Below are 24516 nucleotides of genomic sequence, written 5' to 3'. Positions count from 1 at the left end.
AATAATGGAGGAATCTTACTATGTCTAAAAAAATCTTAATAGTTGACGATGCAGCATTTATGCGCATGATGATTAAAGATATTTTGACGAAGAATGGCTATGAAGTAGTTGGAGAGGCAGCAGATGGAATGCAGGCTGTAGAAAAATATAATGAATTGCGACCAGATTTAGTGACAATGGACATCACGATGCCAGAAATGGACGGCATAACAGCATTGAAACAAATTAAATCGATTGATCCAAACGCTGTTGTAATTATGTGTTCAGCTATGGGTCAACAAGCGATGGTCATTGATGCCATCCAAGCGGGTGCGAAAGACTTTATCGTAAAACCATTCCAAGCAGATCGTGTTATTGAAGCAATCCAAAAAGCAATAGGTTGATAGGAAAGATGAAAAACCTTTATAAAAAAATTAGCATTGTCCTTATGTTGTTCGCAGTTTTTATAATGACTGCTCCAGCACAGCTCACTTTTGCGAACCAAAAAAATAAAATGATTGACGAAGGCTATTTTGATAATCCTGAAACTTTCAATCAAGATTCTACAGCTGTCAAAGAATCGGCAGCTGTAGGTCTTACAGCTTGGGATTATATCAAAATGCTGCTCGCACTCATTTTTGTACTCTTATTATTAATTTGGGTGTTAAAGTTTATTAATAAAAAAAGCTATCATTTTCAACAAAATCAAATTGTTCGAAATATCGGTGGTATTTCAGTAGGTTCACAAAAGTCTGTTCAAATTTTGCAAATTGGAGATAAGCTGTACATCGTTGGTGTAGGTGAAAATGTAGAACTCATTAAGGAAATTTCAAATCGTGATGAAATTGACAAGTTGCTTAATCTTTACAATGAAAAACAAATGTTAACAACAAGTCCACCATTCATTGCAGAATTATTTAAAAAATTGAAAGGGCAGTCAAAAACGCGTGAAAATAGTAATCATTCAGATTTCGGGAATATGTTAAATCAGCGTTTATCTGAAATTCAAAAGATGCGTCGCGACGAGCTCGAAAAATGGAAGGAAAAGGAGCACGATAAATAATGGAACAATTTATCTCATTCTTTTCTGACTCTGATCCTACGAACGTCGCTACTTCTGTAAAATTACTATTATTATTGACAGTATTATCACTTGCACCAAGTATTTTAATTTTAATGACATCATTTACACGTATCGTCATAGTCCTTTCGTTTACTCGGACAGCTTTAGCGACGAATCAAACGCCTCCCAATCAAGTAATTATTGGGTTAGCATTATTTTTAACTTTCTTTATTATGGCTCCAACCTTCCAACAAGTAAATGATGAAGCATTGCAACCGCTCTTTAACGAAGAGATTGGCCTTGAAGAAGCATATTCTAGAGCAAGTCTTCCATTTAAGGAATTTATGGCAAAACATACAAGACAAGGAGATTTGGAACTGTTTTTACAATATAGTCAAGCAGAAAGACCACAATCCATTGAGGAGATTCCTTTAACCATATTGGTACCGGCTTATGCTTTGAGTGAATTGAAAACCGCTTTCCAAATGGGATTTATGATTTTCATTCCGTTTATTGTCATTGATATGGTTGTAGCAAGTGTACTCATGTCTATGGGGATGATGATGTTACCGCCTGTCATGATTTCGTTGCCATTTAAGATTTTATTATTTGTACTTGTCGATGGATGGTATTTAGTCATTAAATCTTTACTCCAAAGTTTCTAAGGGAGGAAACTCAATGTCACAATTAACAGTCATTCAAATAGCTGAACAAGCGGTATGGGTTGTCCTCTTAGTTGCAGGTCCACTAATGTTAGTCGCTTTAGTTACTGGTCTAATCATCAGCATTTTCCAAGCTACAACGTCTATTCAAGAACAAACATTGGCGTTTGCTCCGAAAATAATTGCGGTGTTAGTAGCCATCGTATTTTTTGGACCATGGATGGTGTCAAAAATGTCAGAATACTTTATTGACATCTTGAACAACTTAACGCGATACATAGGGTGACATAAATGTTAGAAATCATACCACAATTTTCTGTATTCCTATTAATGTTTGTAAGGATTTCTGCATTTTTTGTTACCGTCCCTTTTTTTTCATATCGTACGATACCACCCCAATTAAAAATTTTGTTAGCTTTAATGCTTGCTTGGATGATGTATTATACGATTCAAACAGAAGTGATTCCAATTGATGGGAATTACATATTGCTTATTATGAAAGAAGCGATGATTGGGCTTATTATTGGATTAGCTGCAACCATCATAATATCCATCGTACAAATAGCTGGTGGTTTTATCGATTTTGAAATGGGATTTGCCATGGCAAATATTGTTGATCCGCTTACCGGTGCACAAAGTCCAATGATGGGACAATTTTTTAACTTACTAATTTTATATTTATTAATTGCTACTAACGGTCACCACCTTATTTTAGATGGAATTTACTATAGTTATCAGTTTATTCCAATTAATCATTTTCCGAACTTTGGGGATGCTGGCATGGCGGAATTTACAGTAAAGTTGATTGCTGTAGTCTTTTCGGTTGCTTTTCAAATGTCAGCACCTTTAGTAGCAGCATTGTTTTTATTAACGCTTGCTATTGGTATTACCGGAAAAACGGTTCCTCAATTAAATATTTTTATTATCGGATTTCCATTAAAGATTATCGTAGGATTTCTTGTATTGTTCATTTCAATGGGGATTATGATTGAAGTGATGCAAAAGGTGATTGAATTAATGATTACCGTTATGCGTGAATTCATGCAGTTTTTAGGTGGTGCATAATTTGAAGTTACTGCTTCCTTTAGACTTACAATATTTTGCTGGTGAAAAAACAGAAAAAGCGACTCAAAAGAAACGGAAAGATGCTCGAAAAAAGGGACAAGTTGTAAAAAGCCAAGATTTTTCGTCAGCGATTTTGTTTTTAATCCTTTTTCTTTTTCTCACCTTTATGGCACCGTTTATGTTTAAAGGTCTCCTTTCTTTTTTTATACAAGCCTTTGAAAAATACATACTTTTTGAGACAGTGACAGTCGATACCATCATGAATATCTATGTTGATTCTATTTCAGAAATGGCTGTCATTTTATTACCGGTGATGGTAGTAGCAATGGTTGTGGCAATGTTCTCTAACTTTTTACAATTTGGTTTCTTGTTTACAACAGAAACAATGAAATTTGATTTGAAAAAGATTGATCCAATAAAAGGGATTAAGAAAATTATTTCATTAAGAGCTATTGTGAACTTAATTAAGTCTTTGTTAAAAGTAGCATTTATTGGGACAGTAACTGGATTTGTTATTTGGCTTAATTTTGACGATGTATTGTCTTTAGCATTTCATAGCCCTTGGGAAGCATTAATAATAGTTGCAAAACTAACGGCTATGATGGGCATCGCTAGTGCCATTGCCTTACTATTAGTCGCTATTCTTGATTACATATATGAAAAATTCGATTATGAAAAAAAATTAAGAATGTCGAAACAGGACATTAAAGATGAGTATAAAAATACGGAAGGGGACCCACTCATCAAATCGAAAATTAAGCAACGGCAGAGAGAAATGGCTATGCGACGCATGATGCAAGAAGTTCCGAAAGCGGATGTGGTTATTACAAACCCAACTCACTTTGCAGTTGCCTTAAGATATGATGATGAGTCCATGGAAGCTCCTAAAGTCGTTGCAAAAGGTGTCGACTTTGTAGCACAAAAAATCAAATTAATTGCAAAGGAAAATGATATCGTCATGGTAGAAAATCGACCATTAGCAAGGGCGCTATATGATCAAGTGGAAATTGGTGAAGAAGTGCCTGAAGAATTTTTCAAAGCAGTGGCAGAAATATTAGCTTATGTTTATCGAGTTAAACGTAAAATTTAGTTTGTAGGAGGGAAAAACATGAAATTTCGCGACTTAGGAGTATTAGCATTTATCATCGTAATAGTAGCGATGCTCGTAATCCCTCTACCAACATGGTTGCTAAGTTTTTTAATCATCATTAATATTACGCTTTCTTTACTTGTATTGCTCACTGCAATGAACATGAAAGAGGCGTTGCAATTTGCGATTTTCCCGTCAATTATATTGATTTTGACGTTGTTCCGACTTGGTGTGAGTATTTCAACTACTCGTGCCATTCTTTCCCAAGGAGATGCAGGTGACGTCGTTGAAACGTTCGGGGAATTCGTAACGGGCGGTAATATACTAGTTGGTTTAGTTATTTTCATGTTGCTTGTCATTGTGAACTTTATCGTTATTACGAAAGGTTCAGAACGGGTTGCGGAAGTAGCAGCACGCTTCACGTTAGATGCGATGCCTGGTAAGCAAATGAGTATTGATGCAGATTTGAATGCAGGATTAATTTCTGAAAAGGAAGCACGGGAACGTCGCGATAAAGTTGCGAAAGAAGCAGATTTCTATGGGGCGATGGATGGTGCTACGAAATTTGTAAAAGGTGACGCCATTGCTTCCATCATCATGGTATTTATAAACTTAATTTTTGGTTTGTTTATTGGGATGTTACAAATGGGATATTCTTTTTCTGAAGCGGCAGACCACTTCTCCAAATTAACAGTCGGTGATGGTCTCGTTGCTCAAATTCCAGCCTTACTTGTATCAACAGCAACAGGTCTTGTAGTAACTCGAGCAGCAAGCGATGGTAATCTCGGAGAAGATATAATAGGGCAATTATTCTCTCAAGCAAAATTGCTTTATGTAGCAGCGGGAACCATTTTCTTGCTTGGCCTCTTTACTCCGATTCCTGACTGGATTACAATTCCAATTGCTGCATTACTTGCCATTGGAGCCTTTTTAATGAGTCGCAAAAAAGAAGAGGACCCAGAAGAATTGTTGGAAATTGAGGAAGAACAAGTAACCGATACAATGAAGAGTCCAGAAAATGTTGTCAATTTATTAAATGTTGATCCAATTGAATTTGAATTTGGTTATGGTTTAATTCCTTTAGTTGATGTGCAGCAAGGTGGGGATTTGCTTGACCGAGTTGTGATGATTCGTCGTCAGCTTGCATTAGAACTAGGTCTTGTAATTCCTGTTGTACGCATTCGAGATAACATCCAATTACAGCCGAATGAGTATCGTATTAAAATTAAAGGAAATGAAATGGCAAGGGGAGAATTATTATTAGACCATTATTTAGCGATGAGCCCTGGTGATGACGATTCGATTGAAGGTATTGATACAATTGAACCATCTTTTGGTCTCCCTGCAAAATGGATTACTGAGGAAGTAAAAGAAGAGGCGGAGATGCGAGGATTTACTGTTGTTGACCCGCCAAGTGTTGTATCCACACATTTAACAGAAGTCATTCGTGCAAACGCTCATGAACTACTCGGTCGACAAGAAACAAAGCAACTGATCGATCATTTGAGAGAAACACATGCTATTTTAGTCGACGAACTAACACCAACCCCATTATCGATTGGTGAAATTCAAAAAGTACTCGCAAAATTATTAAAGGAACATGTTTCGATTCGCAACTTACCAGTTATTTTTGAAACTTTGGCAGATTATGCAAAATTGACAAGTGACACGGATGTACTAACAGAATACGTAAGACAAGCCCTTGCACGACAAATTACAAGGCAATATGTACAAGACGGATCGCAATTAAAAGTAATTACCGTTCCGGCAAAATTAGAAAAAATCATTGCAGATAGCGTTCAGCAAACAGAACATGGAAATTACTTGGCGATGGATCCGCAAGAATCTCAAAACGTTCTTGAGTCCATTGCAAAAGAAGTGGAAAGAGTTTCATACATGGAACAAACGCCAATTATTTTATGTTCACCAGGTATTCGAATGTATTTAAGACAATTAACGGAACGATATTTCCCACAAATTCCTATATTGTCTTATAACGAATTGGATGCCAACGTTGAAATCCAAAGTGTTGGGGTGGTGACCGTTGAATGAAAATGAAAAAATATATAGCACCTTCTATTGCTGAAGCGATGAAACAAGTGCGTTCAGAATTAGGTGAAGATGCTGTCATCATCAATTCTAAAGTAATTGTCAAAAAGAAATTTTTCGGTTTGATAAGACAGAAAAATTTTGAGGTTCTGGCTGGAATTGACGTAGTTGAACGTCCAAAATTTGATATGCCAGAACAAATGGATAGCCCTGTGAAAGTTCAGCCCATCGTTCCAAAAAAAGACGAACAACCTGTAGCAGGAAATGTTTCGGAGCTAAAAGAAGAGATTGCCAGCTTAAAAAAAATATTACAATCAATGAAACATGAATCAATTCAATCTTCATTGCCTGATGAACTTAAACCATTTGCTGAATATATGAAACGTCAAGAGCTTAATCAAGAGCTCATCACGGCCATTTGTGATGAGCTTTTTGTACATATGCAAACGACGAAGGAAATATCTAATCAAGAAATAAAAAACATTGCAAAAAAAGTTTTACAAGCGAAACTTTCCCCCCTCCCATTAGGAGGTTTATCCTATGAGAAAAAATACGTGTGTGTCTTAGGTCCGACAGGGGTAGGAAAAACAACGACGATTGCTAAAATGGCAGCTCGAAGTGTTTTGGAGAAGAAGAAAAAAATCGGATTTATAACAACCGATACATATCGAATTGCAGCAATCGAACAGTTAAAAACATACGCTAATCTTCTTCAAGCCCCCGTAGAGATTGTTTACAACTTCAATGATTATAAAGAAGCAATTAAAAAATTTGAACATTTAGATTTAGTGTTCATTGATACAGCTGGGCGCAACTATAAAGAAGCAAAATATGTGAATGAATTAAAGAAACTGATTTCTTTCGATGAAGAAGTTGAATCTTATCTTGTTCTATCTTTGACTGCTAAAGAGAAAGATATCGAAACGATTATCGAACAATTTAATGAATTACCTGTTGAGAAGTTTGTCTTCACTAAAATTGACGAAACAAATTCTATTGGCGCGATGTATAATTTAATGATTAAATATAATAAAGGACTTGCTTACTATACAACTGGGCAAGAAGTACCGGAAGATATTGAAGAAGCAACTGCAGACAAATTACTTGAATTGTTCTTTCAAGGAGAATTCAAATGAGAGATCAAGCAGAAAAATTGCGAATGAAAATGTTGGAGCGTCAAGGTGCATTAGGGAGATCCATCGCTGTTGTTAGCGGTAAAGGCGGAGTAGGAAAGAGTAATTTTACAACAAACTTTGCTATTAATCTAGCGAAACGTGGGAAAAAAGTTGTCATATTAGATATGGATCTCGGAATGGCAAATGTTCACATTTTAATAGGAAAACAAGCTCAATATAATTTGAAGGACTATTTAGAAGGACATGTTTCGTTCGAAGAAATCATTTATGCAGGTCCACAAGACATTCATTACATTTCCGGAGGTTCCGGTTTTTCATCGGTCATTGAATGGTCAGAAGAGATGTTTGATGCCTTCATACATGCATTTGAAGAATTGCAGAAAAATTATGATTATATTTTATTCGATATGGGAGCAGGAGCAACAAATTGGGCGCTAGATGTGGTTACGTCCATTGAGGAAGTCATTGTAATCACAACTGCTGAGCCAACTTCGATTACAGATGCCTATTCAATGATGAAATTCATTTATTTAAAAGAACCGAGCAAAACATTTTATCTATTATGTAATCGAGCGTTTTCAAATGAAGAAGGAAGGGAAACGTTGCAGAGGCTAAAAAATGCAATGTTGAAATTTTTATCAAAAGAAGTTGTGATTCTTGGTTGGTTGCCAGAGGATAGTGCAGTCAGAAAAGCAGTGATTGAGCAAGTACCTTTTTCAATTTCATATCCAAATGCTCAAATTTCAAAATCATTACATGAAATTGTAAATCGTTTTATTCATAAAAAGTTAGGAGAAGAGATTCCTCTTCCATCCAATTCATTTATAACTAGACTAAAACGTATTTTCTCGAAAGGTCGTGATTAATTGGAACCTTCGAAAAAACATAAATTGCTAATAGTAGACGATTCCGCTTTCATGAGGAAAGTAATCAGTGATTTCTTTCATCAACATCCATCGATTGAAGTAATTGGTACAGCAAGGAATGGAAAGGATGCCATTCAAAAAATTCAACAACTAAACCCAGATGTTGTCACAATGGATGTTGAAATGCCGGAATTAAATGGTATTGAAACGTTAAAGCATATAATGGAAGTTTCCCCTGTTCCTGTCGTTATGATATCCAGTTTTACTGAAAAAGGTGCTCAGAAAACATTGCAGGCAATGGAATATGGGGCAGTTGATTTTGTGACAAAACCTGGGGGCACGATTTCTCTTGATTTACATAAAGTTAAGGACGAGCTTATTCGAAAAGTAGAGCTCGCTTCAAAAATTCCGATTGAAAAATTAAGAAAGCAAATTAATCCAAAAAAACATTATATAAACAATATTCAACAAGAAACAACCCTAAACACTAATGAAACGCATGTAGTAACAGAATTTTCATCTACTAGTAATAAAAATTGGACAAAAACTTCAGAGAAGATTGTATTAATAGGTACATCAACTGGTGGGCCACGAGCTTTGCAAGAAGTGATTACAAATTTGCCTGAATCCTTATCGGCACCCATATTAATTGTTCAACATATGCCACCAGGGTTTACAAAATCATTAGCAGACAGGTTAAACCATCTTAGTAAAATCCGAGTGAAGGAAGCTGAACAGGGTGAAATTGTTGAAAAAGGAACTGCTTATATTGCACCAGGTGGTTACCATTTAAAAATGAAAAAAAATGGCCAACATTATCAAATTGTTTTAGATAATCAGGAACCACCAAGAGCTGGCCACAGACCAAGCGTTGATGTTCTCTTTGAAAATATTAGCCAGTTTAATGAATTAGATAAAATTGCAATCATCATGACTGGGATGGGTAATGACGGTTCTAAAGGGTTAATGGCATTGAAGAAATCTGGAAATGTCATCGCGATTGCTGAATCAGCTGAAACTTGTATCGTTTATGGTATGCCAAAAGCTGCCGTTGAGACAAAGTTAGTTGATGAAGTAGTCAATTTAGATGAAATTTCAGAGACAATGATGAAATATTTGTCATAAAGGGAGTGTTTTCGAATGGAAATGAATCAGCAATATTTGGACATGTTTATAGAAGAAAGTAAAGAACATTTACAAGCTTGTAGTGATCAATTATTAGAACTTGAAAAGAATCCGAATGATTTATCCATCGTTAATGAGATTTTCCGCTCGGCTCATACATTAAAAGGAATGGCTGCTACGATGGGATTTGAAGACTTAGCGGATTTAACACATAAAATGGAAAACGTTCTAGATGCCATTCGAAATGAAAAAATCGTTGTTGATTCAAATCTATTAGATATTGTATTTGAATCGGTAGACCATTTAGAAGCGATGATAGTGGATATAGCAAATGGCGGTGATGGGAAACGGGATGTTTCCGATATAGTATCGAAATTAAAAGCGATTGAAGCAGGTCAACTGATTCCTACAAGCACTCCAACTGAACAAGAAATAGCAGCAGATGTATACACGGAAGAACCTACTACTGACCGATATTTAATTTATGATGAGTACGATGTTACGGTATTGCAACAATCGAAAGAACAAGGTTTTAATGTCTATGAAATTACTGTTTCCCTTCGACCTGACTGTCTATTAAAGGCAGCACGAGTATACATGGTTTTTGAGGTTTTAGAAAAAAATGGTGAAGTATTAAAATCTTTCCCAACGGTTGAAAAGCTTGAGGAAGAACAGTTCGATCAAACATTCCAAGTAACATTCATTACGAAAGATTCTGCGGAAGAAATTCAAAAGAAAATTAATAAAGTTTCTGAGATTGATAAAGTTGTAGTAATACCATTGACGAAAGAAATGATTAAAGAGGCCAGCAAAGAAGAATTGGTTTCAAAAGAACAACTTCAACAAGAATCAAAAAAATCTGAACAACAACCTTCAAAACAGCAGAAAAAGTCTGAACCGTTAAAGAAAGAATCGAATGCGACGAAACAAAGTGCACAGTCAAAAACGATTCGGGTAAGCATTGAGCGCCTTGATATTTTAATGAATCTATTTGAAGAATTAGTAATAGACCGTGGACGATTACAATCGATTGCGACAGATGTTAAACATTCAGAATTAACAGAAACAGTTGAGCGAATGAGCCGTACGATGGGAGATTTACAAAATATTGTCCTTACAATGCGGATGATTCCAATTGAAACTGTATTTAACCGCTTCCCTAAAATGGTTCGTTCTTTATCCAGAGATTTAAATAAAAAAATAAATCTGGAAATTATCGGTGCAGAAACGGAACTAGACCGTACAGTAATCGATGAAATTGGTGATCCGTTAGTTCACCTAATCCGTAATTCTGTAGACCATGGTATCGAAAGTCCGGAAGTGAGAAAAGCAAAAGGTAAACCAGAAGAAGGTACGGTCATCTTACGGGCATATCATAGCGGAAATTATGTATTTATTGAAATAGAAGATGACGGAGCTGGAATCAACAAAGATAAAGTATTAAAAAAGGCAATCGATCGAGGTATTGTGACGAAAGAATCGGCGTTAGTATTAACCGATAAGCAAATCAACGAACTCATATTTGAATCAGGTTTCTCAACAGCTGAAAAGATAACGGATGTTTCTGGGCGCGGTGTCGGCTTAGACGTAGTAAAAACAACGATTCAATCTCTTGGAGGCAGCATTTCTATTGAGTCAGAACAAGATGTTGGTTCGAAATTCTCCATTCAATTGCCATTAACTCTATCTATTATTTCTGTCATGCTCGTAGAAATTGAGAAAGAAATTTATGCGATTCCGTTATCATCAATTATCGAAACTTCAATTATTAAAAAATCTGAGATTTTAAATGCTCATAATCAAAAAGTAATTGATTTCCGAGGAAAAGTTGTTCCGTTAATTTTCTTAGATGAAGTATTTGAAGTACCGCGCAATGAAATTTATGATGATGAATATTTATCTGTTGTGATTGTTCGAAAAGGTGATAAATTAGCTGGTTTAGTCGTTGATTCATTCATTGGCCAACAAGAAATTGTTTTAAAATCATTAGGCAATTATTTAAAAAATATTTTTGCCATTTCAGGTGCAACAATTTTAGGTAATGGACAAGTAGCGTTAATTATTGATATTAATGCGTTAATGAAATAATTCCATGAAATGAGGTGTTGTAAATGGCAACTGTTGTGGAGCAAGAAAGTATAAAAGTAATAGTTTTCCAATTAATGGATAAGGAATATGCTATTCCTGTAAGCCAAGTTCAAGGTATTGAGAAAATGATGCATATTACTCGAGTACCAAGAACAGAAAAATTCGTAAAAGGTGTCATCAATTTGCGCGGAGTTGTAACACCTATTATCGATTTGCGTGAACGTTTTGGTCTTCCATCAGCTGAAAATACTGAATCTGTGAGAATTATTATTGTTCAGTTTGATGACATGGAAGTAGGATTTGTAGTAGATTCCGCGAACGATGTCATTGATCTTCCAGTGAATTCTATTGAACCTCAACCAGAAGTAGTAGGTGTGATAGAAGAAGCATTCATCTCAGGGGTTGCTAAAATTGATAATCGTTTATTAATATTGCTACATTTAGATAAAGTATTAAATATATCTGAATAGTATATTAAAAAAGTAGGGATTCATATGGGGCATCCTAAAATTAATTCTATGCATTTAGATATTCTGAAGGAGATTGGAAATATCGGTGCAGCTCATGCAGCGACTGCTTTATCGGATTTGCTAAAGAAAAAAATCGAAATGCGCGTCCCAAAAGTAGAAATGATTACATTTAATGAAATGATGGATTTAGCTGGCGGACCGGAAAAAGTCGTTGTTGGTATTTTCTTGCGAATCGAAGGCGATTTAGAAGGAAGCATGTTTTTCATATTACCGATTGAACAGGCCAATCGGTTCATTCAACATCTCATTCAAGATGACCAGTTCGATTTTCGATCCAATGGCTCTTTCATCGGAATGTCTGCAATGCAAGAAATGGGAAACATATTATCTGGATCTTATCTATCCGCCTTGTCTGATTTTTTGCAATTAAAAATGTATCCTACAGTACCTGGTTTAAGCATTGATATGTTTGGGGCAATCATTAGTATTGGCCTCATTGAAATTTCTCAAGTAAGCGACTATGTGATTGTCATCAATACATCCATTTCGGAAGAAGGGCTTGAAAATACAGAAATGAAAGGGCACTTTTTATTATTACCTGACCCTGAGTCTTTTAACGTAATATTTAAGGCGTTAGGGGTCGAATAGTATGTTTGCATCGAAGGAAGGAAAGGTAGTTAAAGTTGGAATTGCCCAAATGGATGTAGTCAAATCTCCGGATACGATTCGAACTTCGGGACTAGGCTCATGTGTGGGAGTAGTTTTATATGATGAAACGAAGAAGGTTGCAGGGCTTGTTCATATTATGTTACCGGATTCTTCATTAAGCCGTTCAGAAACAATCAATTGTGCAAAATTTGCCGATACTGGTATTCAAGGTCTACTAGAGATGTTATTAGTAGAAGGGGCTCAAAAGTATCGGTTAAAGGCCAAAATAGCTGGTGGAGCCCAAATGTTCCAATTTGCTTCAGATAAGAATATGATGAGAATAGGTCCTCGCAACGTTGAAGCTGTGAAAAAAGTATTAAAAGAATTGGGGATTCCTCTCATTGCGGAAGATACAGGTGGTAATAGCGGTAGGACGATTGAATTTGATCCTGATACTAGTAAATTAATGATTCGGACAGTCAATAAAGGAGTGAGTGAAATATGATGTATGGCTCTATATTTTATAATTGTTGGGGTAGTTTAATAGCATTTACCATTACCTTTGCGATTATGTATCAAATTTCTATATTTCCTTCGCAGATTTTGCTTGTTTCATTCATTGTTGCACTCGCTGCCTTTGTTGTAATGTTCGCTGTACGGTATTTAATAGGCTATATTTTGTATACACCTGATGACGCACTTTTTGCAGATTTTATTGAAGAAGTTGCATCTGAGAACAGTGAAAATATAATGGATGAGGAAATGGATAATAGCTTTAAAAGAGCTTCTAATGATTTTCAAGATGAAAATCCAGAAGAAATTGCAGATGTCGTGCGTAGATTGCTAGAAGAAAGAGATACCTAAGAACTATTTTATAAATTGTAGAGAGCCGAATTTAGGCTCTTTTTTCATATCTATTAAGAGGAATTTCCTAATGGTCAGTAAATGATTTAGTCCTATAGAATGCTGTGTTTTTTAGACCTATATTTGGTATAATAATGGAAAGAAAAGCGTTTGTTAAAGAAAGGTGGATTCGATGGTAAGTAAGCTAGATGAACAAAAATTATGGAATAGCTGGATAAAAGATCGAGATCCGCATGCAGGGAATTTACTAATAAAAAAATACATACCGCTTGTGTCCTATCATGTTCAACGTATAGGTACTGGATTGCCAAAAAATGTGTCTCGGGATGATTTGACTAGCTTAGGTATGATGGGACTATTTGATGCTTTAAATAAATTTGATATTAATAGAGATTTAAAATTTGATACATACGCATCTTTTCGTGTACGGGGAGCCATTATTGATGGCCTAAGAAAAGAGGATTGGCTACCGCGTACTGCAAGGGAAAAAGCGAAAAAAATGGAAGCTACAATTGAACAATTAGAACAAAAATTAATGCGCCATGCAACACCTGAAGAACTGGCAGAACATATGAATATGCCTGTCGAAGAAGTATATCAAACAGTACAAGAACATTTCTTTTCAAATATATTATCTCTAAACGAAACGCAGCAAGATTCTGAAGATGCTGATGGGAAAGCTTGTGTCATTCGAGATGAAAATACACGAACACCTGAACAAGAGGCGCTTCATAAAGAACTAGTGGACGAACTTGCTGAAAATATTAAAAAGTTAAGTGAGAAGGAACAACTCGTATTAAGTCTTTTTTATTCTGAAGAAATGACATTGACGGAAATTGGTGAAATGTTAGATTTATCCACTTCTCGTATTTCACAGATACACTCAAAAGCGTTATTGAAATTAAGAAAACTGCTATCAAGCGAGGCTAATGCTTAAATTAGGAGGAGCTAATGAGTTTAAAAGGTGTTGAATTACAAATTGCTATTCCGAAAACTGTTGACGCTGGGAAAATGGTTGGGGAGCATCAACAGCACGTCGTTCAGCAACAATATAATGCTAACGAGGCGTTAAAAAGAGAGATTGAAAGAAAGCAGCTTACCGTGAATGACACCGAAAAAATCTCAGAAGTTTCTGAAGAAGAAAAGGAAAAAGAACGAAAAGGAAAACAATCATCCAACAATCACAATGGACAAAAGAAACAACAACAACAACAAGAACAGCAGAAAGCACAACATCCATATAAAGGAAAGTATATAGATTTTAGCGGATAGGAGATTTTATGACTACAATATTCATCATTCTATTGATTATTTCTCAATTGATTAGCTTTTTCCTCATTTTCATTCTAAATGCGAAAATCGCTAAATTTAAAGATTTGGAATTGCGGCAAGATAAATTAATGGAAGAAATGGAAAATGCAATTAGCGTCTATTTGTTGGAAATGAAGGAAGAAAATGAACGTTTTATTGATGAATTAACAAAGCTATCAAAACCTCAACCAAATGAAAGCTATAACATAGCAAATGAACAAATAAATAAACGAATTTCTGATCATATTAATAAAGACAGTGTTCAATTAAAAAATGAAGAAAACAATGGGAATCAAAAAATAGAAAAGTTGCAAGTGATTCCGAAAGCTGTTGCAAAAAATGCCTATATTCAACAACAAAAATCCCATACGTCAAATAGAGAGAAGTTGAATGAAGAGGCGGTAAATGAAGAAAAACAGCAAAAACTCACTGAAACTAATTTACAAATGACATCACCAACACTCAAAGAAAAAATCGTTGCTCTTCATCAAGAAGGTAAATCGATTGAGGAAATCGCAAAAATCACGCAAAAAGGAAAAACGGAAATTGAACTATTATTAAAGTTCAATGCATAAAATTTCTTGCACAGTAAAAGGGATTGTGTTATATTACCAAGTGGTGTGATTATTACACACGCATTTTCGATGAATAAGTGGTGCTTAAAGATTTTCTTTAAGTTGCTTATTCAGATGAGAAATGCGGAGGAACAAAACCAATATAATTAGGAGGAAAATTCATGTCAGTAATTTCAATGAAACAATTACTTGAAGCTGGTGTACATTTCGGACACCAAACTCGCCGTTGGAATCCAAAAATGAAAAAATACATTTTTGTTGAACGTAACGGCATTTACATTATCGACTTACAAAAAACTGTAAAAAAATTAGAAGAAGCTTACGAGTTCATGCGTGAAGTTGGCGCTAATGGCGGAAAAGTTCTTTTTGTTGGAACAAAAAAACAAGCACAAGACGCTATTAAAGAGGAAGCTGAACGTTCAGGAAACTTCTACATTAACCAACGCTGGTTAGGTGGAACGTTAACAAACTTCGACACAATTAAAAAACGTGTTGCTCGTATGAAAGAAATCGAGAAAATGGAAGAAGAAGGAATTTTTGACGTTCTTCCTAAAAAAGAAGTTACGAAATTGAAAAAAGAACATGAACGATTAGTGAAATTCCTTGGCGGTATTCGTGAAATGACTGAATTACCTGACGTAATGTTCGTAGTAGACCCACGTAAAGAACGTATCGCTGTAGCTGAAGCTCGTAAATTAAATATTCCGATTGTAGGAATTGTAGATACAAACTGCGATCCAGATGAAATTGACTACGTAATTCCTGCAAACGATGATGCGATTCGTGCTGTAAAATTATTAACTGCTAAAATGGCAGATGCTCTTATCGAGTCTAAACAAGGTGAATCAGAAGCTCCAGCTGAAGAAGTAGTTGCTGAGTAATTCACTACTACAAAGGTGATAAGTGGATGTTTCACTTATCACCTTTTTTTAAGAAACTACGGTTTCTTATTATATAAAAAGGCTAAAACTTATAGTAAACATAAATTATCCAAGGAGGAACTTTCAATGGCAATTACTGCTCAATTAGTAAAAGAACTTCGTGAAAAAACGGGCGCAGGTATGATGGATTGTAAAAAAGCCCTTGTAGAAACGAACGGTGATATCGATGCTGCAATCGATTACCTACGTGAAAAAGGTTTATCATCTGCAAGTAAAAAAGCTGATCGTATCGCTGCGGAAGGTACAACTTACATTTTAACAGAAGGTAACGATGCTGTAATTTTAGAAGTAAACGCTGAAACTGACTTCGTTGCGAAAAACAACCAATTCCAAGAATTAGTAAAAAGCTTAGCGGCACAATTATTAAAAGCTAAACCTGAATCTTTAGAAGCTGCTTTAGAAGTAAAAAATGAAGAAGGTGTTAGCATCGCAGAACAAATTTCTTCTGCTGTTGCAACAATTGGTGAAAAAATCACTCTTCGTCGTTTCGAAGTGAAAACTAAAACAGATGCTGATACATTCGGTTCTTACTTACACATGGGTGGACGTATCGGAGTTTTAGTTGTACTTGAAGGTTCAACAGACAGCGATGCTGCAAAAGATATCGCTATGCATATCGCTGCGATCAATCCAAAATACATTACTCGCGAAGAAGTACCTGCGGAAGAAGTTGAACGTGAACGCAAAGTGTTAACTGAACAAGCATTAAACGAAGGTAAACCAGAAAATATTGTTGCAAAAATGGTTGAAGGTCGTCTTGGAAAATTCTTCGAACAAGTTTGCTTACTTGATCAAGCATTTGTTAAAGATTCTGATAAAAAAGTACGCGATTTCGTGAAATCTACTGGCGGTAACGTAACTTCATTCGTGCGTTATGAAGTTGGAGAAGGTATTGAAAAACGTGCAGACAACTTTGCAGAAGAAGTTATGAGCCAAGTGAAAGGTAAATAATTGTAGGATAAATACACAAACTTTATGGGGAGCACTCTAAGTGTTCCCTATTTTTCAGAAATGAAAATTAATTATTCACATAACGGAGGTTTACTATGAGTGTGCCGCAGTATAAACGAGTTGTAATCAAAATTAGTGGTGAGGCATTGGCAGGAGAAGCAGGATTCGGTATCTCGCCAAAAATCATTAAGTCAGTTGCTGAAGATATTAAAGAAGTTGTAGATCTTGGTGTTGAAGTTGCAGTTGTAGTTGGCGGAGGAAACATCTGGCGTGGTAAAATAGGAAGTGAAATGGGAATGGATCGTGCTTCTGCCGACTATATGGGAATGCTTGCGACTGTGATGAACTCTCTTGCACTTCAAGATGCATTAGAAAAACTCAACGTGGAAACTCGAGTGCAATCTTCAATCGTAATGACCCAAGTGGCGGAACCTTACATACGTAGAAAAGCAGTGCGTCATCTTGAAAAAGGACGCGTAGTAATCTTCGCTGCTGGTACTGGAAATCCATTTTTCTCTACAGATACAACAGCTGCATTAAGAGCTGCAGAAATAGAAGCAGAAGCCATTTTAATGGCGAAAAATAATGTCGATGGTGTTTATTCTGCGGATCCAAAAACTCACGAAGATGCAGTGAAATATGATACACTCACTTATTTAGATGTAATTCAACAAGGTTTACAAGTGATGGATTCCACTGCTTCCACTTTATGTATGGACAACGACATCCCATTAATAGTATTCTCTATTATGGAAAAAGGTAACATTAAACGTGCCGTTTTAGGTGATAAAATTGGGACAGTTGTTAGGAGGAATGCATAATGTCAAATAATGTATATGAACAAGCGAAGGAAAAAATGAACAAATCCATTGCTGCCTTTACCCGCGAACTTGCTTCAATTCGTGCTGGTCGAGCAAACGCTTCATTACTCGATCGAATCACTGTTGATTATTATGGGGTACCAACACCGGTTAACCAACTTGCTGGTATTTCGGTTCCAGAAGCACGACTCCTTGTCATTACACCTTATGATAAATCAATTTTAAGTGAAATTGAAAAAGCGATTTTAAAATCTGATATTGGTATTACGCCTACAAACGATGGAAATGTAATCCGTTTAACAATTCCACCTTTAACAGAAGAACGTCGCAAAGAATTAGTGAAAATCGTGAAAAAAGAAGCGGAAGACGCAAAAGTTGCAATTCGTAACGTTCGTCGTGATGCGAATGATGATCTGAAGAAAATGGAGAAAAATGGTGAGATTACGGAAGACGAACTACGTGGTCAAGTAAATGATATTCAAAAATTAACAGATGATTTTATTGCAAAAGTAGAAAATTTGGCAAAAGAGAAAGAAGAAGAAATCCTTGCAATTTAATGCTTACTCAGTTATAACAGAACTTTCTGTAGGAATGTGACGTCCTTTCATCTAGGACGTCATTTTCATTTATCTCATCTATGTTTTATCCATCAATTAATATTGATATGATTGAACAAAAAAATACATATGATAGTAAAACATTACAAAAAATACGAATAATTATCAAGGAAATAAAAGACACGTATATTTGTTTTTGATATTATTAATAAGAATACGTCCAAAACGTTGTCAGGTGGGGGAATAAATGGTATTAAAAAATTTTTTTAATAAAACTAAATATGAGAAAAAAATAGCTGAAGAAAGCGTCAATCTTGAAGTAATCCCTTCCCATATTGCAATCATCATGGACGGTAATGGACGTTGGGCAAAAAAGCGGGCAATGCCACGAATCGCTGGACATCATGAGGGGATGAAAACTGTTAGAAAAATAGCACGTGTGGCAGATGATTTAGGTGTGAAAGTGTTAACACTATATGCCTTTTCAACAGAAAACTGGAAGCGTCCCAAATCTGAAGTAGAATTTTTAATGAGCTTACCAGAAAAATTTCTTAATGATTTTTTACCTGAAATCATGGAACGAAATATTCGCGTGCAAATGATTGGTGAAAAGGAAGGTTTACCAGAACATACAAAAAAAGCTTTAAATAAAGCGTTAGAAAAAACAAAAAATAATACAGGGCTTATTTTGAATTTTGCGATGAATTATGGCAGCCGTGCCGAAATTGTGAATGCTATAAAAAAGATGATGATAGATGTACAAGAAGGAACATTAAATTTTGATTCGATCACTGAAGAAACAATGAACCAATATCTAATGACATCACATCTACCGGAACCAGATTTATTAATTCGTACAAGCGGAGAAGTACGATTAAGCAATTTTATGCTTTGGCAATTAGCCTATACTGAGTTTTGGTTTACGGATACGCTATGGCCAGATTTTAATGAGGAAACTTTCTTAGAAGCAATTCAAGCCTATCAAAAAAGAAATCGTCGCTATGGTGGATTGAAAGGAGAAGAAATTAATTGAAGCAACGTATTATAACGGGTGTAGTAGCAGCAGCTTTTTTCATCCCGTTTGTATTATATGGTAATCTCCCGTTTACTCTATTAGTTTACGCAATGGCTACAGTTGGAATGTTCGAACTACTACGCATGAAAAAGATGGCTATTTTCTCAGTTCCAGGCTTAATTGGATTACTTACCGTATATATGCTATTAATGCCTGATAATTTTGCGGCAAAAGTCCAAGATATCACATCTTATTCGAAATTAGAATTTCTTGTCATTGCTGCACTGTTATTATTAATTCATTCTGTCATTGTAAAAAATCATTTTACATTCGATGAAATTGGATTTGTCCTACTGTCAGCTTTGTATATAGGAATCGGATTTTATTATTTAATTGAAACGAGAGATGCAGGGTTACAATTTATTATTTTTGCTTTACTTGTAGTTTGGTCTACTGATTCAGGGGCATATTTTACTGGTAGAAAATTTGGGAAAAACAAGCTATGGCCAGAAATTTCACCTAATAAGACGGTTGAAGGATTTTTCGGAGGGATTTTGATAGCGGTTGTATCTGCCTGTGTTATGCAATTTATTTACCCCTTTGAAAAACCTTGGTTTATACTAATACTTGTAACGATTGTAAGCTCTATTTTTGGACAATTAGGTGATTTAGTAGAATCTGCTATTAAAAGACATTATGATGTAAAAGATTCAGGAAAACTTCTTCCTGGACATGGTGGAATACTAGATCGATTCGATAGTTTATTGTTTGTATTACCATTATTCAACTTGTTGCATTTTGTTAGTTAATGAAGGGAAGGACCCAAATTGAAAAAAATTAGTTTGTTAGGGGCAACAGGCTCAATTGGATGGCAAACTTATGATATATTAAAATCCCATCCTGAAGAGTTCCAACTTGTTGCTTTTTCTGCAGGAAAAAATATAGAAAAAACAAAAGAAATCATTAAAACATTACAACCTGAGTTAGTTTCTGTGCAAGAGGAAAAAGATGCACTTGCATTAAAAAAAGAGTTTCCTCATATACATTTTACATACGGCGAACAAGGTTTAGTAGAAGTTGCAACTCATCCTGAGACGAGCGTTTTATTGAATGCAGTTTTAGGAAGTGTTGGTTTGCCATCTACATTAGCTGCCATTCGTATGGGAAAAACGATTGCAATCGCTAATAAAGAGACCCTTGTTACTGCTGGTCATCTAGTAATGAAAGAAGCAAAAAAACACCACGCACCGATATTACCAGTTGACAGTGAGCATTCAGCGATATTCCAGTCGATGAATGGGGAAAATCCAAAACAAATTAAGCGGTTAATTTTGACAGCTTCTGGCGGTGCATTTCGCGATAAAACTCGCGATGAATTAAAAAATGTTACAGTCAAGGATGCCTTGAATCATCCGAACTGGTCAATGGGTGCAAAAATTACAATTGATTCTGCAACGTTGATGAACAAAGGATTAGAAGTGATTGAAGCCCATGTACTATTTGACATGCCTTTTGACCAAATTGATGTCTTGCTTCATAAAGAAAGCATTATCCACTCGATGGTGGAATACCATGATACAAGTGTCATCGCTCAATTAGGAACTCCAGATATGCGTGTACCAATTCAATATGCATTAAGTTACCCAGACCGATTGCCACTTGTTGGTGGAAAGTCATTAAATTTAGCTGAAATTGGACAACTACATTTTAAAGAAGTTGATTTTGAGCGATTCAGAGCATTAAAACTGGCTTATGAAGCAGGAAGAATTGGCGGAACCATTTTAACGGCCATGAATGCAGCTAATGAAGCAGCAGTACAGTTGTTTTTAGAAGAAAAAATTGCATTTTTACAGATTGAAGAGATTATCGAACGCATCATGAATGACCATCACAATGTACTGAATCCAGATTTGGAAACGATTTTGCATGTTGACAGTGAAACAAGAAAAAAAGTGCTTCATATGGTACAATAAACACGAGCTTGGCTCTAAAGGTGGTATTTTATGCAAACTATTTTAGCATTTATCCTCGTATTCGGATTAATCGTATTCTTTCATGAATTAGGACACTTTATTTTTGCAAAAAGAGCAGGTATTTTAGTGCGCGAATTTGCTATTGGTATGGGACCAAAAATTTTTGGTATGACGAAGGGGGAAACAATATATACCATTCGTCTATTACCTTTAGGCGGATATGTACGAATGGCCGGAGATGATTTTGATCGGATTGAACTTCAACCTGGCTATCGTGTTGGGCTCATATTGAATAATGAAGAAAAGGTCGAAAAGATTTATTTAAATCAAAATGTTCAAAATCCGAACGTATTATTTATGGAAGTGGAACGAGCGGATTTAACTAAAAAATTATGGATCGAAGGATACGATGAAGAAGAGCGTTTAGTTCGTTTTGATGTTTCTCGCAATGCAATAATTGTTGAAAATGGCGAAGAAACGTTAATTGCTCCTTATGACCGAACATTCGAAGCGAAATCGTTATGGAACCGAACTTTAACAATTTTTGCTGGTCCTTTATTTAACTTTCTTTTAGCCTTTGCAATCTTTTTACTTCTTGGTATTTTCCAAGGAGTACCAACAAATGAACCGATTGTTACGGAAGTAGTAGACAACAGTCCTGCAGCTGTAGCTGGTATGCAAGCCGGAGACTATGTGAAATCTATAAACGGAAAGCCTATTAATGAGTGGGCTGATTTAACAAGTTATGTTCAAAATAGTGCCGGCAAAGAGTTATCCGTCATTGTAGAGCGAAATGAAGAACTTGTCGAGTTAAATATTGTTCCAGATACAGTCAAGCTGGAAAATGGCGAAGAAGTTGGACAAATTGGCGTTATGTACAAAAGTCCATTTGTAAAAAATCCATTTAAAGCTGTTGTGTATGGCTTCCAACAAACTTGGGAATACACTATTTTAATTCTTCAGGCGTTAGTTCATTTAATCGCTGGACATTTCACTCTTGATGACTTGGCTGGTCCAGTTGGTATTTATCAAGTAACTGGAGAAGTAGCAAAACATGGTTTCTTTACGCTGATGTACTGGACAGCAGCATTAAGCATTAATTTAGGAATCATGAATTTACTTCCACTTCCAGCTTTAGACGGCGGCCGATTAATGTTCTTTGGTATTGAAGCACTTAGAGGAAAACCTGTCGATCGTCAAAAGGAAGGCATGGTTCATTTTGTAGGAATCGTGTTATTAATGATTTTAATGATTGCTGTAACATGGAACGATATACAGCGGTTGTTTTTCCAATAAATAATATGATACGACTTTAATAAATCGCCATCCGATTATTATATCGGAGGCGATTTTTATTTTGTGGAAAATGATGCAATTGTGACAGGATGTTGTATGTAGACATTGGAATAAGTGCTTTTCTTATCATTTATTACAAAAATGACAGAAAGCCTTTGATTTTAGTCATTATTTATAAAAAAATGTATATACTCAATCTCTTCAAGGATATGCTATTCTATTAAGAAAGATAGAAAATCATAAAGGTGGAGCACTGATGAGACAAAGTTTAACGTTTATACCAACAATGCGGGAAGTGCCTCAAACTGCCAATACAAAATCTTGTCAAATGTTGCTGCGTGCTGGATATATTCGTCAACATGCAAATGGAACATATACGTATTTACCTTTAGCGAAACGGGTATTACATAAAATTGAGCAAATCGTACGGGAGGAGCTTGAGGAACGTCAAGCCATTGAATTGGAATTGCCGTCGATTCAATCGATTGATTTATGGAAGCAGTCAGGTAGATTGCAGTTTTTCAACAAAGAATGGATTTATCTAAAAGATCGTAACCAACATGAATTAGTCATGGGACCAAGCATTGAATTGATTACTTCTATTGTTAGGGATGAAATCAAAACGTATAAAAAATTACCTTTAACGCTATTTCAAATTCAAAGGAGGTTCTGTGACGAAAAGGAATACCGCCATGATTTATTTCAAGCGCGGGAGTTTCTGATGAAAGATGCTTATTCATTTCACGAAAATGAAGAAAGTTTAAATGGAAGCTTTGAACATATGATTAGTGCTTATGAACGAATTTTTTCTCGTCTTGGATTAAACGTGCATATTGTGAAAGCGGATTCAGGAGCATTTGGTGATCAATCGTTTGAATTTGTCATTCTAAACAATAATGGACAAGAAATGATCGCTTTTTCAAATCAATCACATTATGTAGCAAATGCACAAATTGCAGAAGTGGCCATTGAATATGAACAACCCAATGAGGAATTGAAACCGATAGAAAAAGTTGCAACACCAAATGTTCAAACGATTCACGAATTATGTGATTTTTTACAAGTTGAATCGACGAAATGCATTAAATCCCTAGTTTTAAATGTTGATGGCGAAATCATCGTCGCATTAGTTCGCGGAGACCACCAGTTGAATATGATAAAAATCATGAAATTATTAAATGCATCAAATGTACAGTTTGCTAGTGAAGAGGAAATTGAAAAAACTCTCGGATGTTCTACTGGATCGATTGGTCCAATAAAACTGCCTCTTGATATAAAAGTGGTTGCTGACTATGGAATTAAGTCCATTGTAAACGGTGTGAGCGGGGCTAACGAAAACGGCTATCATTACATTAATGTGAATCCAAATCGAGATTTTGCTATCAATTTATATGGAGATATTCGGTATATTGAAGAAGGTGACCCTTCACCAGACGGAAAAGGCATTATTCGTTTAGAAAAGGGAATTGGAATTGGACGAGTAACAAAACTGAATACGCTATACGCAGAGAAAATGAAAGCATATGTTACAAATCAAGAAGGTAAAAAAATACCGATGCATTTAGCGAGTTACGAACTAGATTTGACTAGATTATTTGGCATATTAGCAGAACAATACTATGATGAAAAAGGATTTACTTGGCCAAAACATTTAGCTCCATACGATTTACATCTGATGGCAGTTAACGTAGCAGATGAAGCTCAACGAAATCTTGCAGATCAGCTTTACAATATCTTAACAACTTATCGCTATGATGTGTTATATGACGATCGGGATGATCGGGCAGGCATCAAATTTGCTGACAGCGATTTAATCGGTTTACCAATTCGCGTTACAATCGGTAATAAGGCGATGGAGGGAATCGTGGAAGTTAAAATTCGAAAAACAGGAGAGACTTTTGAATGCGCGAAGGAAGAGCTTATTGACCGATTAAATGAATTTTATCGAACTCAATAATTTCAAACAATCCG

Annotated in this window: 27 protein-coding genes; all 27 read left to right on the top strand. The window is 35.6% G+C overall.

All coding sequences use genetic code 11. The annotated features are described in order from the left end of the window. Nucleotides 1–20 precede the first annotated feature (20 nt). The 27 genes from NST00_RS13145 to NST00_RS13015 all read left to right on the top strand — a co-directional run bounded on the left by NST00_RS13145 (nt 21) and on the right by NST00_RS13015 (nt 24502). Nucleotides 21–383 (top strand): response regulator, encoded by a 363-nt coding sequence (locus NST00_RS13145; protein WP_016836768.1) that lies wholly within the window; start codon nt 21–23, stop codon nt 381–383. An 8-nt stretch (nt 384–391) separates the two neighbouring features. Further along, nucleotides 392–1042, top strand: coding sequence for a flagellar biosynthetic protein FliO (locus NST00_RS13140; RefSeq protein WP_016836769.1), 651 nt, complete (start codon nt 392–394; stop codon nt 1040–1042). After that, a complete protein-coding gene (fliP, locus tag NST00_RS13135; protein WP_016836770.1) occupies nt 1042–1707 on the top strand; it encodes a flagellar type III secretion system pore protein FliP in 666 nt (221 codons plus the stop codon). The genes NST00_RS13140 and fliP overlap by 1 nt, the downstream gene beginning before the upstream one ends. Before the next feature lie 13 nt (nt 1708–1720). Further along, complete coding sequence (gene fliQ, locus NST00_RS13130) at nt 1721–1990, top strand: flagellar biosynthesis protein FliQ (protein WP_016836771.1); 270 nt, start codon at nt 1721–1723, stop codon at nt 1988–1990. Between the two features lie 5 nt (nt 1991–1995). Beyond that, nucleotides 1996–2769 carry a flagellar biosynthetic protein FliR gene (fliR, locus tag NST00_RS13125; RefSeq protein WP_016836772.1) on the top strand — a complete coding sequence of 258 codons (774 nt, stop codon included), beginning with the start codon at nt 1996–1998 and terminating at the stop codon, nt 2767–2769. A gap of 1 nt (nt 2770) precedes the next feature. After that, on the top strand, nt 2771–3859 hold the full coding sequence (flhB, locus tag NST00_RS13120) for a flagellar biosynthesis protein FlhB (RefSeq protein WP_340710091.1): 1089 nt from the start codon (nt 2771–2773) through the stop codon (nt 3857–3859). Between the two features lie 18 nt (nt 3860–3877). Beyond that, the gene (gene flhA, locus NST00_RS13115; RefSeq protein ID WP_340710090.1) at nt 3878–5911 is read left to right on the top strand and encodes a flagellar biosynthesis protein FlhA; all 2034 of its coding nucleotides are present in this window, start codon (nt 3878–3880) and stop codon (nt 5909–5911) included. After that, nucleotides 5908–7044, top strand: coding sequence for a flagellar biosynthesis protein FlhF (flhF, locus tag NST00_RS13110; protein WP_016836775.1), 1137 nt, complete (start codon nt 5908–5910; stop codon nt 7042–7044). The genes flhA and flhF overlap by 4 nt, the downstream gene beginning before the upstream one ends. Then, on the top strand, nt 7041–7910 hold the full coding sequence (locus NST00_RS13105) for a MinD/ParA family protein (RefSeq protein ID WP_016836776.1): 870 nt from the start codon (nt 7041–7043) through the stop codon (nt 7908–7910). The genes flhF and NST00_RS13105 overlap by 4 nt, the downstream gene beginning before the upstream one ends. 51 nt (nt 7911–7961) lie before the next feature. Beyond that, nucleotides 7962–9035, top strand: coding sequence for a protein-glutamate methylesterase/protein-glutamine glutaminase (locus NST00_RS13100; RefSeq protein WP_050988821.1), 1074 nt, complete (start codon nt 7962–7964; stop codon nt 9033–9035). A 15-nt stretch (nt 9036–9050) separates the two neighbouring features. Next, nucleotides 9051–11123: a chemotaxis protein CheA gene (locus NST00_RS13095; protein ID WP_016836778.1), complete on the top strand. Its 2073-nt coding sequence runs from the start codon at nt 9051–9053 to the stop codon at nt 11121–11123. 23 nt (nt 11124–11146) lie between these two features. Beyond that, complete coding sequence (locus NST00_RS13090; protein WP_016836779.1) at nt 11147–11593, top strand: chemotaxis protein CheW; 447 nt, start codon at nt 11147–11149, stop codon at nt 11591–11593. Between the two features lie 24 nt (nt 11594–11617). Continuing rightward, on the top strand, nt 11618–12241 hold the full coding sequence (locus NST00_RS13085) for a chemotaxis protein CheC (protein ID WP_016836780.1): 624 nt from the start codon (nt 11618–11620) through the stop codon (nt 12239–12241). Nucleotide 12242: 1 nt separating this feature from the next. After that, a complete protein-coding gene (locus tag NST00_RS13080; protein ID WP_016836781.1) occupies nt 12243–12746 on the top strand; it encodes a chemotaxis protein CheD in 504 nt (167 codons plus the stop codon). Further along, nucleotides 12743–13105 (top strand): hypothetical protein, encoded by a 363-nt coding sequence (locus NST00_RS13075; RefSeq protein WP_016836782.1) that lies wholly within the window; start codon nt 12743–12745, stop codon nt 13103–13105. Before NST00_RS13080 ends, NST00_RS13075 begins: the two co-directional genes overlap by 4 nt. Before the next feature lie 172 nt (nt 13106–13277). After that, nucleotides 13278–14042 carry a FliA/WhiG family RNA polymerase sigma factor gene (locus tag NST00_RS13070; protein WP_016836783.1) on the top strand — a complete coding sequence of 255 codons (765 nt, stop codon included), beginning with the start codon at nt 13278–13280 and terminating at the stop codon, nt 14040–14042. A 14-nt stretch (nt 14043–14056) separates the two neighbouring features. Beyond that, a complete protein-coding gene (locus NST00_RS13065) occupies nt 14057–14377 on the top strand; it encodes a hypothetical protein (protein WP_016836784.1) in 321 nt (106 codons plus the stop codon). Nucleotides 14378–14385: 8 nt separating this feature from the next. After that, nucleotides 14386–14991 carry a hypothetical protein gene (locus NST00_RS13060; RefSeq protein ID WP_016836785.1) on the top strand — a complete coding sequence of 202 codons (606 nt, stop codon included), beginning with the start codon at nt 14386–14388 and terminating at the stop codon, nt 14989–14991. A gap of 161 nt (nt 14992–15152) precedes the next feature. Beyond that, nucleotides 15153–15872 carry a 30S ribosomal protein S2 gene (rpsB, locus tag NST00_RS13055; RefSeq protein ID WP_016836786.1) on the top strand — a complete coding sequence of 240 codons (720 nt, stop codon included), beginning with the start codon at nt 15153–15155 and terminating at the stop codon, nt 15870–15872. Nucleotides 15873–15998: 126 nt separating this feature from the next. Then, a complete protein-coding gene (tsf, locus tag NST00_RS13050) occupies nt 15999–16883 on the top strand; it encodes a translation elongation factor Ts (RefSeq protein ID WP_016836787.1) in 885 nt (294 codons plus the stop codon). A gap of 95 nt (nt 16884–16978) precedes the next feature. Next, on the top strand, nt 16979–17704 hold the full coding sequence (gene pyrH / locus NST00_RS13045; protein ID WP_016836788.1) for a UMP kinase: 726 nt from the start codon (nt 16979–16981) through the stop codon (nt 17702–17704). Continuing rightward, entirely contained in the window at nt 17704–18261 is a 558-nt protein-coding gene (gene frr, locus NST00_RS13040; protein ID WP_016836789.1) for a ribosome recycling factor, read from the top strand. Before pyrH ends, frr begins: the two co-directional genes overlap by 1 nt. A gap of 247 nt (nt 18262–18508) precedes the next feature. Continuing rightward, a complete protein-coding gene (locus NST00_RS13035; RefSeq protein ID WP_016836790.1) occupies nt 18509–19294 on the top strand; it encodes an isoprenyl transferase in 786 nt (261 codons plus the stop codon). Further along, nucleotides 19291–20085 (top strand): phosphatidate cytidylyltransferase, encoded by a 795-nt coding sequence (locus NST00_RS13030; protein ID WP_016836791.1) that lies wholly within the window; start codon nt 19291–19293, stop codon nt 20083–20085. The genes NST00_RS13035 and NST00_RS13030 overlap by 4 nt, the downstream gene beginning before the upstream one ends. Before the next feature lie 18 nt (nt 20086–20103). Then, the gene (locus tag NST00_RS13025) at nt 20104–21249 is read left to right on the top strand and encodes a 1-deoxy-D-xylulose-5-phosphate reductoisomerase (protein WP_016836792.1); all 1146 of its coding nucleotides are present in this window, start codon (nt 20104–20106) and stop codon (nt 21247–21249) included. A gap of 30 nt (nt 21250–21279) precedes the next feature. Next, nucleotides 21280–22545 carry an RIP metalloprotease RseP gene (rseP, locus tag NST00_RS13020; protein WP_016836793.1) on the top strand — a complete coding sequence of 422 codons (1266 nt, stop codon included), beginning with the start codon at nt 21280–21282 and terminating at the stop codon, nt 22543–22545. A 256-nt stretch (nt 22546–22801) separates the two neighbouring features. Continuing rightward, nucleotides 22802–24502 carry a proline--tRNA ligase gene (locus NST00_RS13015; protein ID WP_168411710.1) on the top strand — a complete coding sequence of 567 codons (1701 nt, stop codon included), beginning with the start codon at nt 22802–22804 and terminating at the stop codon, nt 24500–24502. The last annotated feature ends 14 nt before the right edge of the window (nt 24503–24516 follow it).

The sequence above is a fragment of the Ureibacillus sp. FSL K6-0165 genome, from assembly GCF_038004285.1.
Classification (GTDB): Bacteria; Bacillota; Bacilli; order Bacillales_A; family Planococcaceae; genus Ureibacillus; species Ureibacillus thermosphaericus.
Note: the sequence above shows the minus strand (reverse complement) of the source record. Positions and strands in the feature narration are given on the sequence as shown.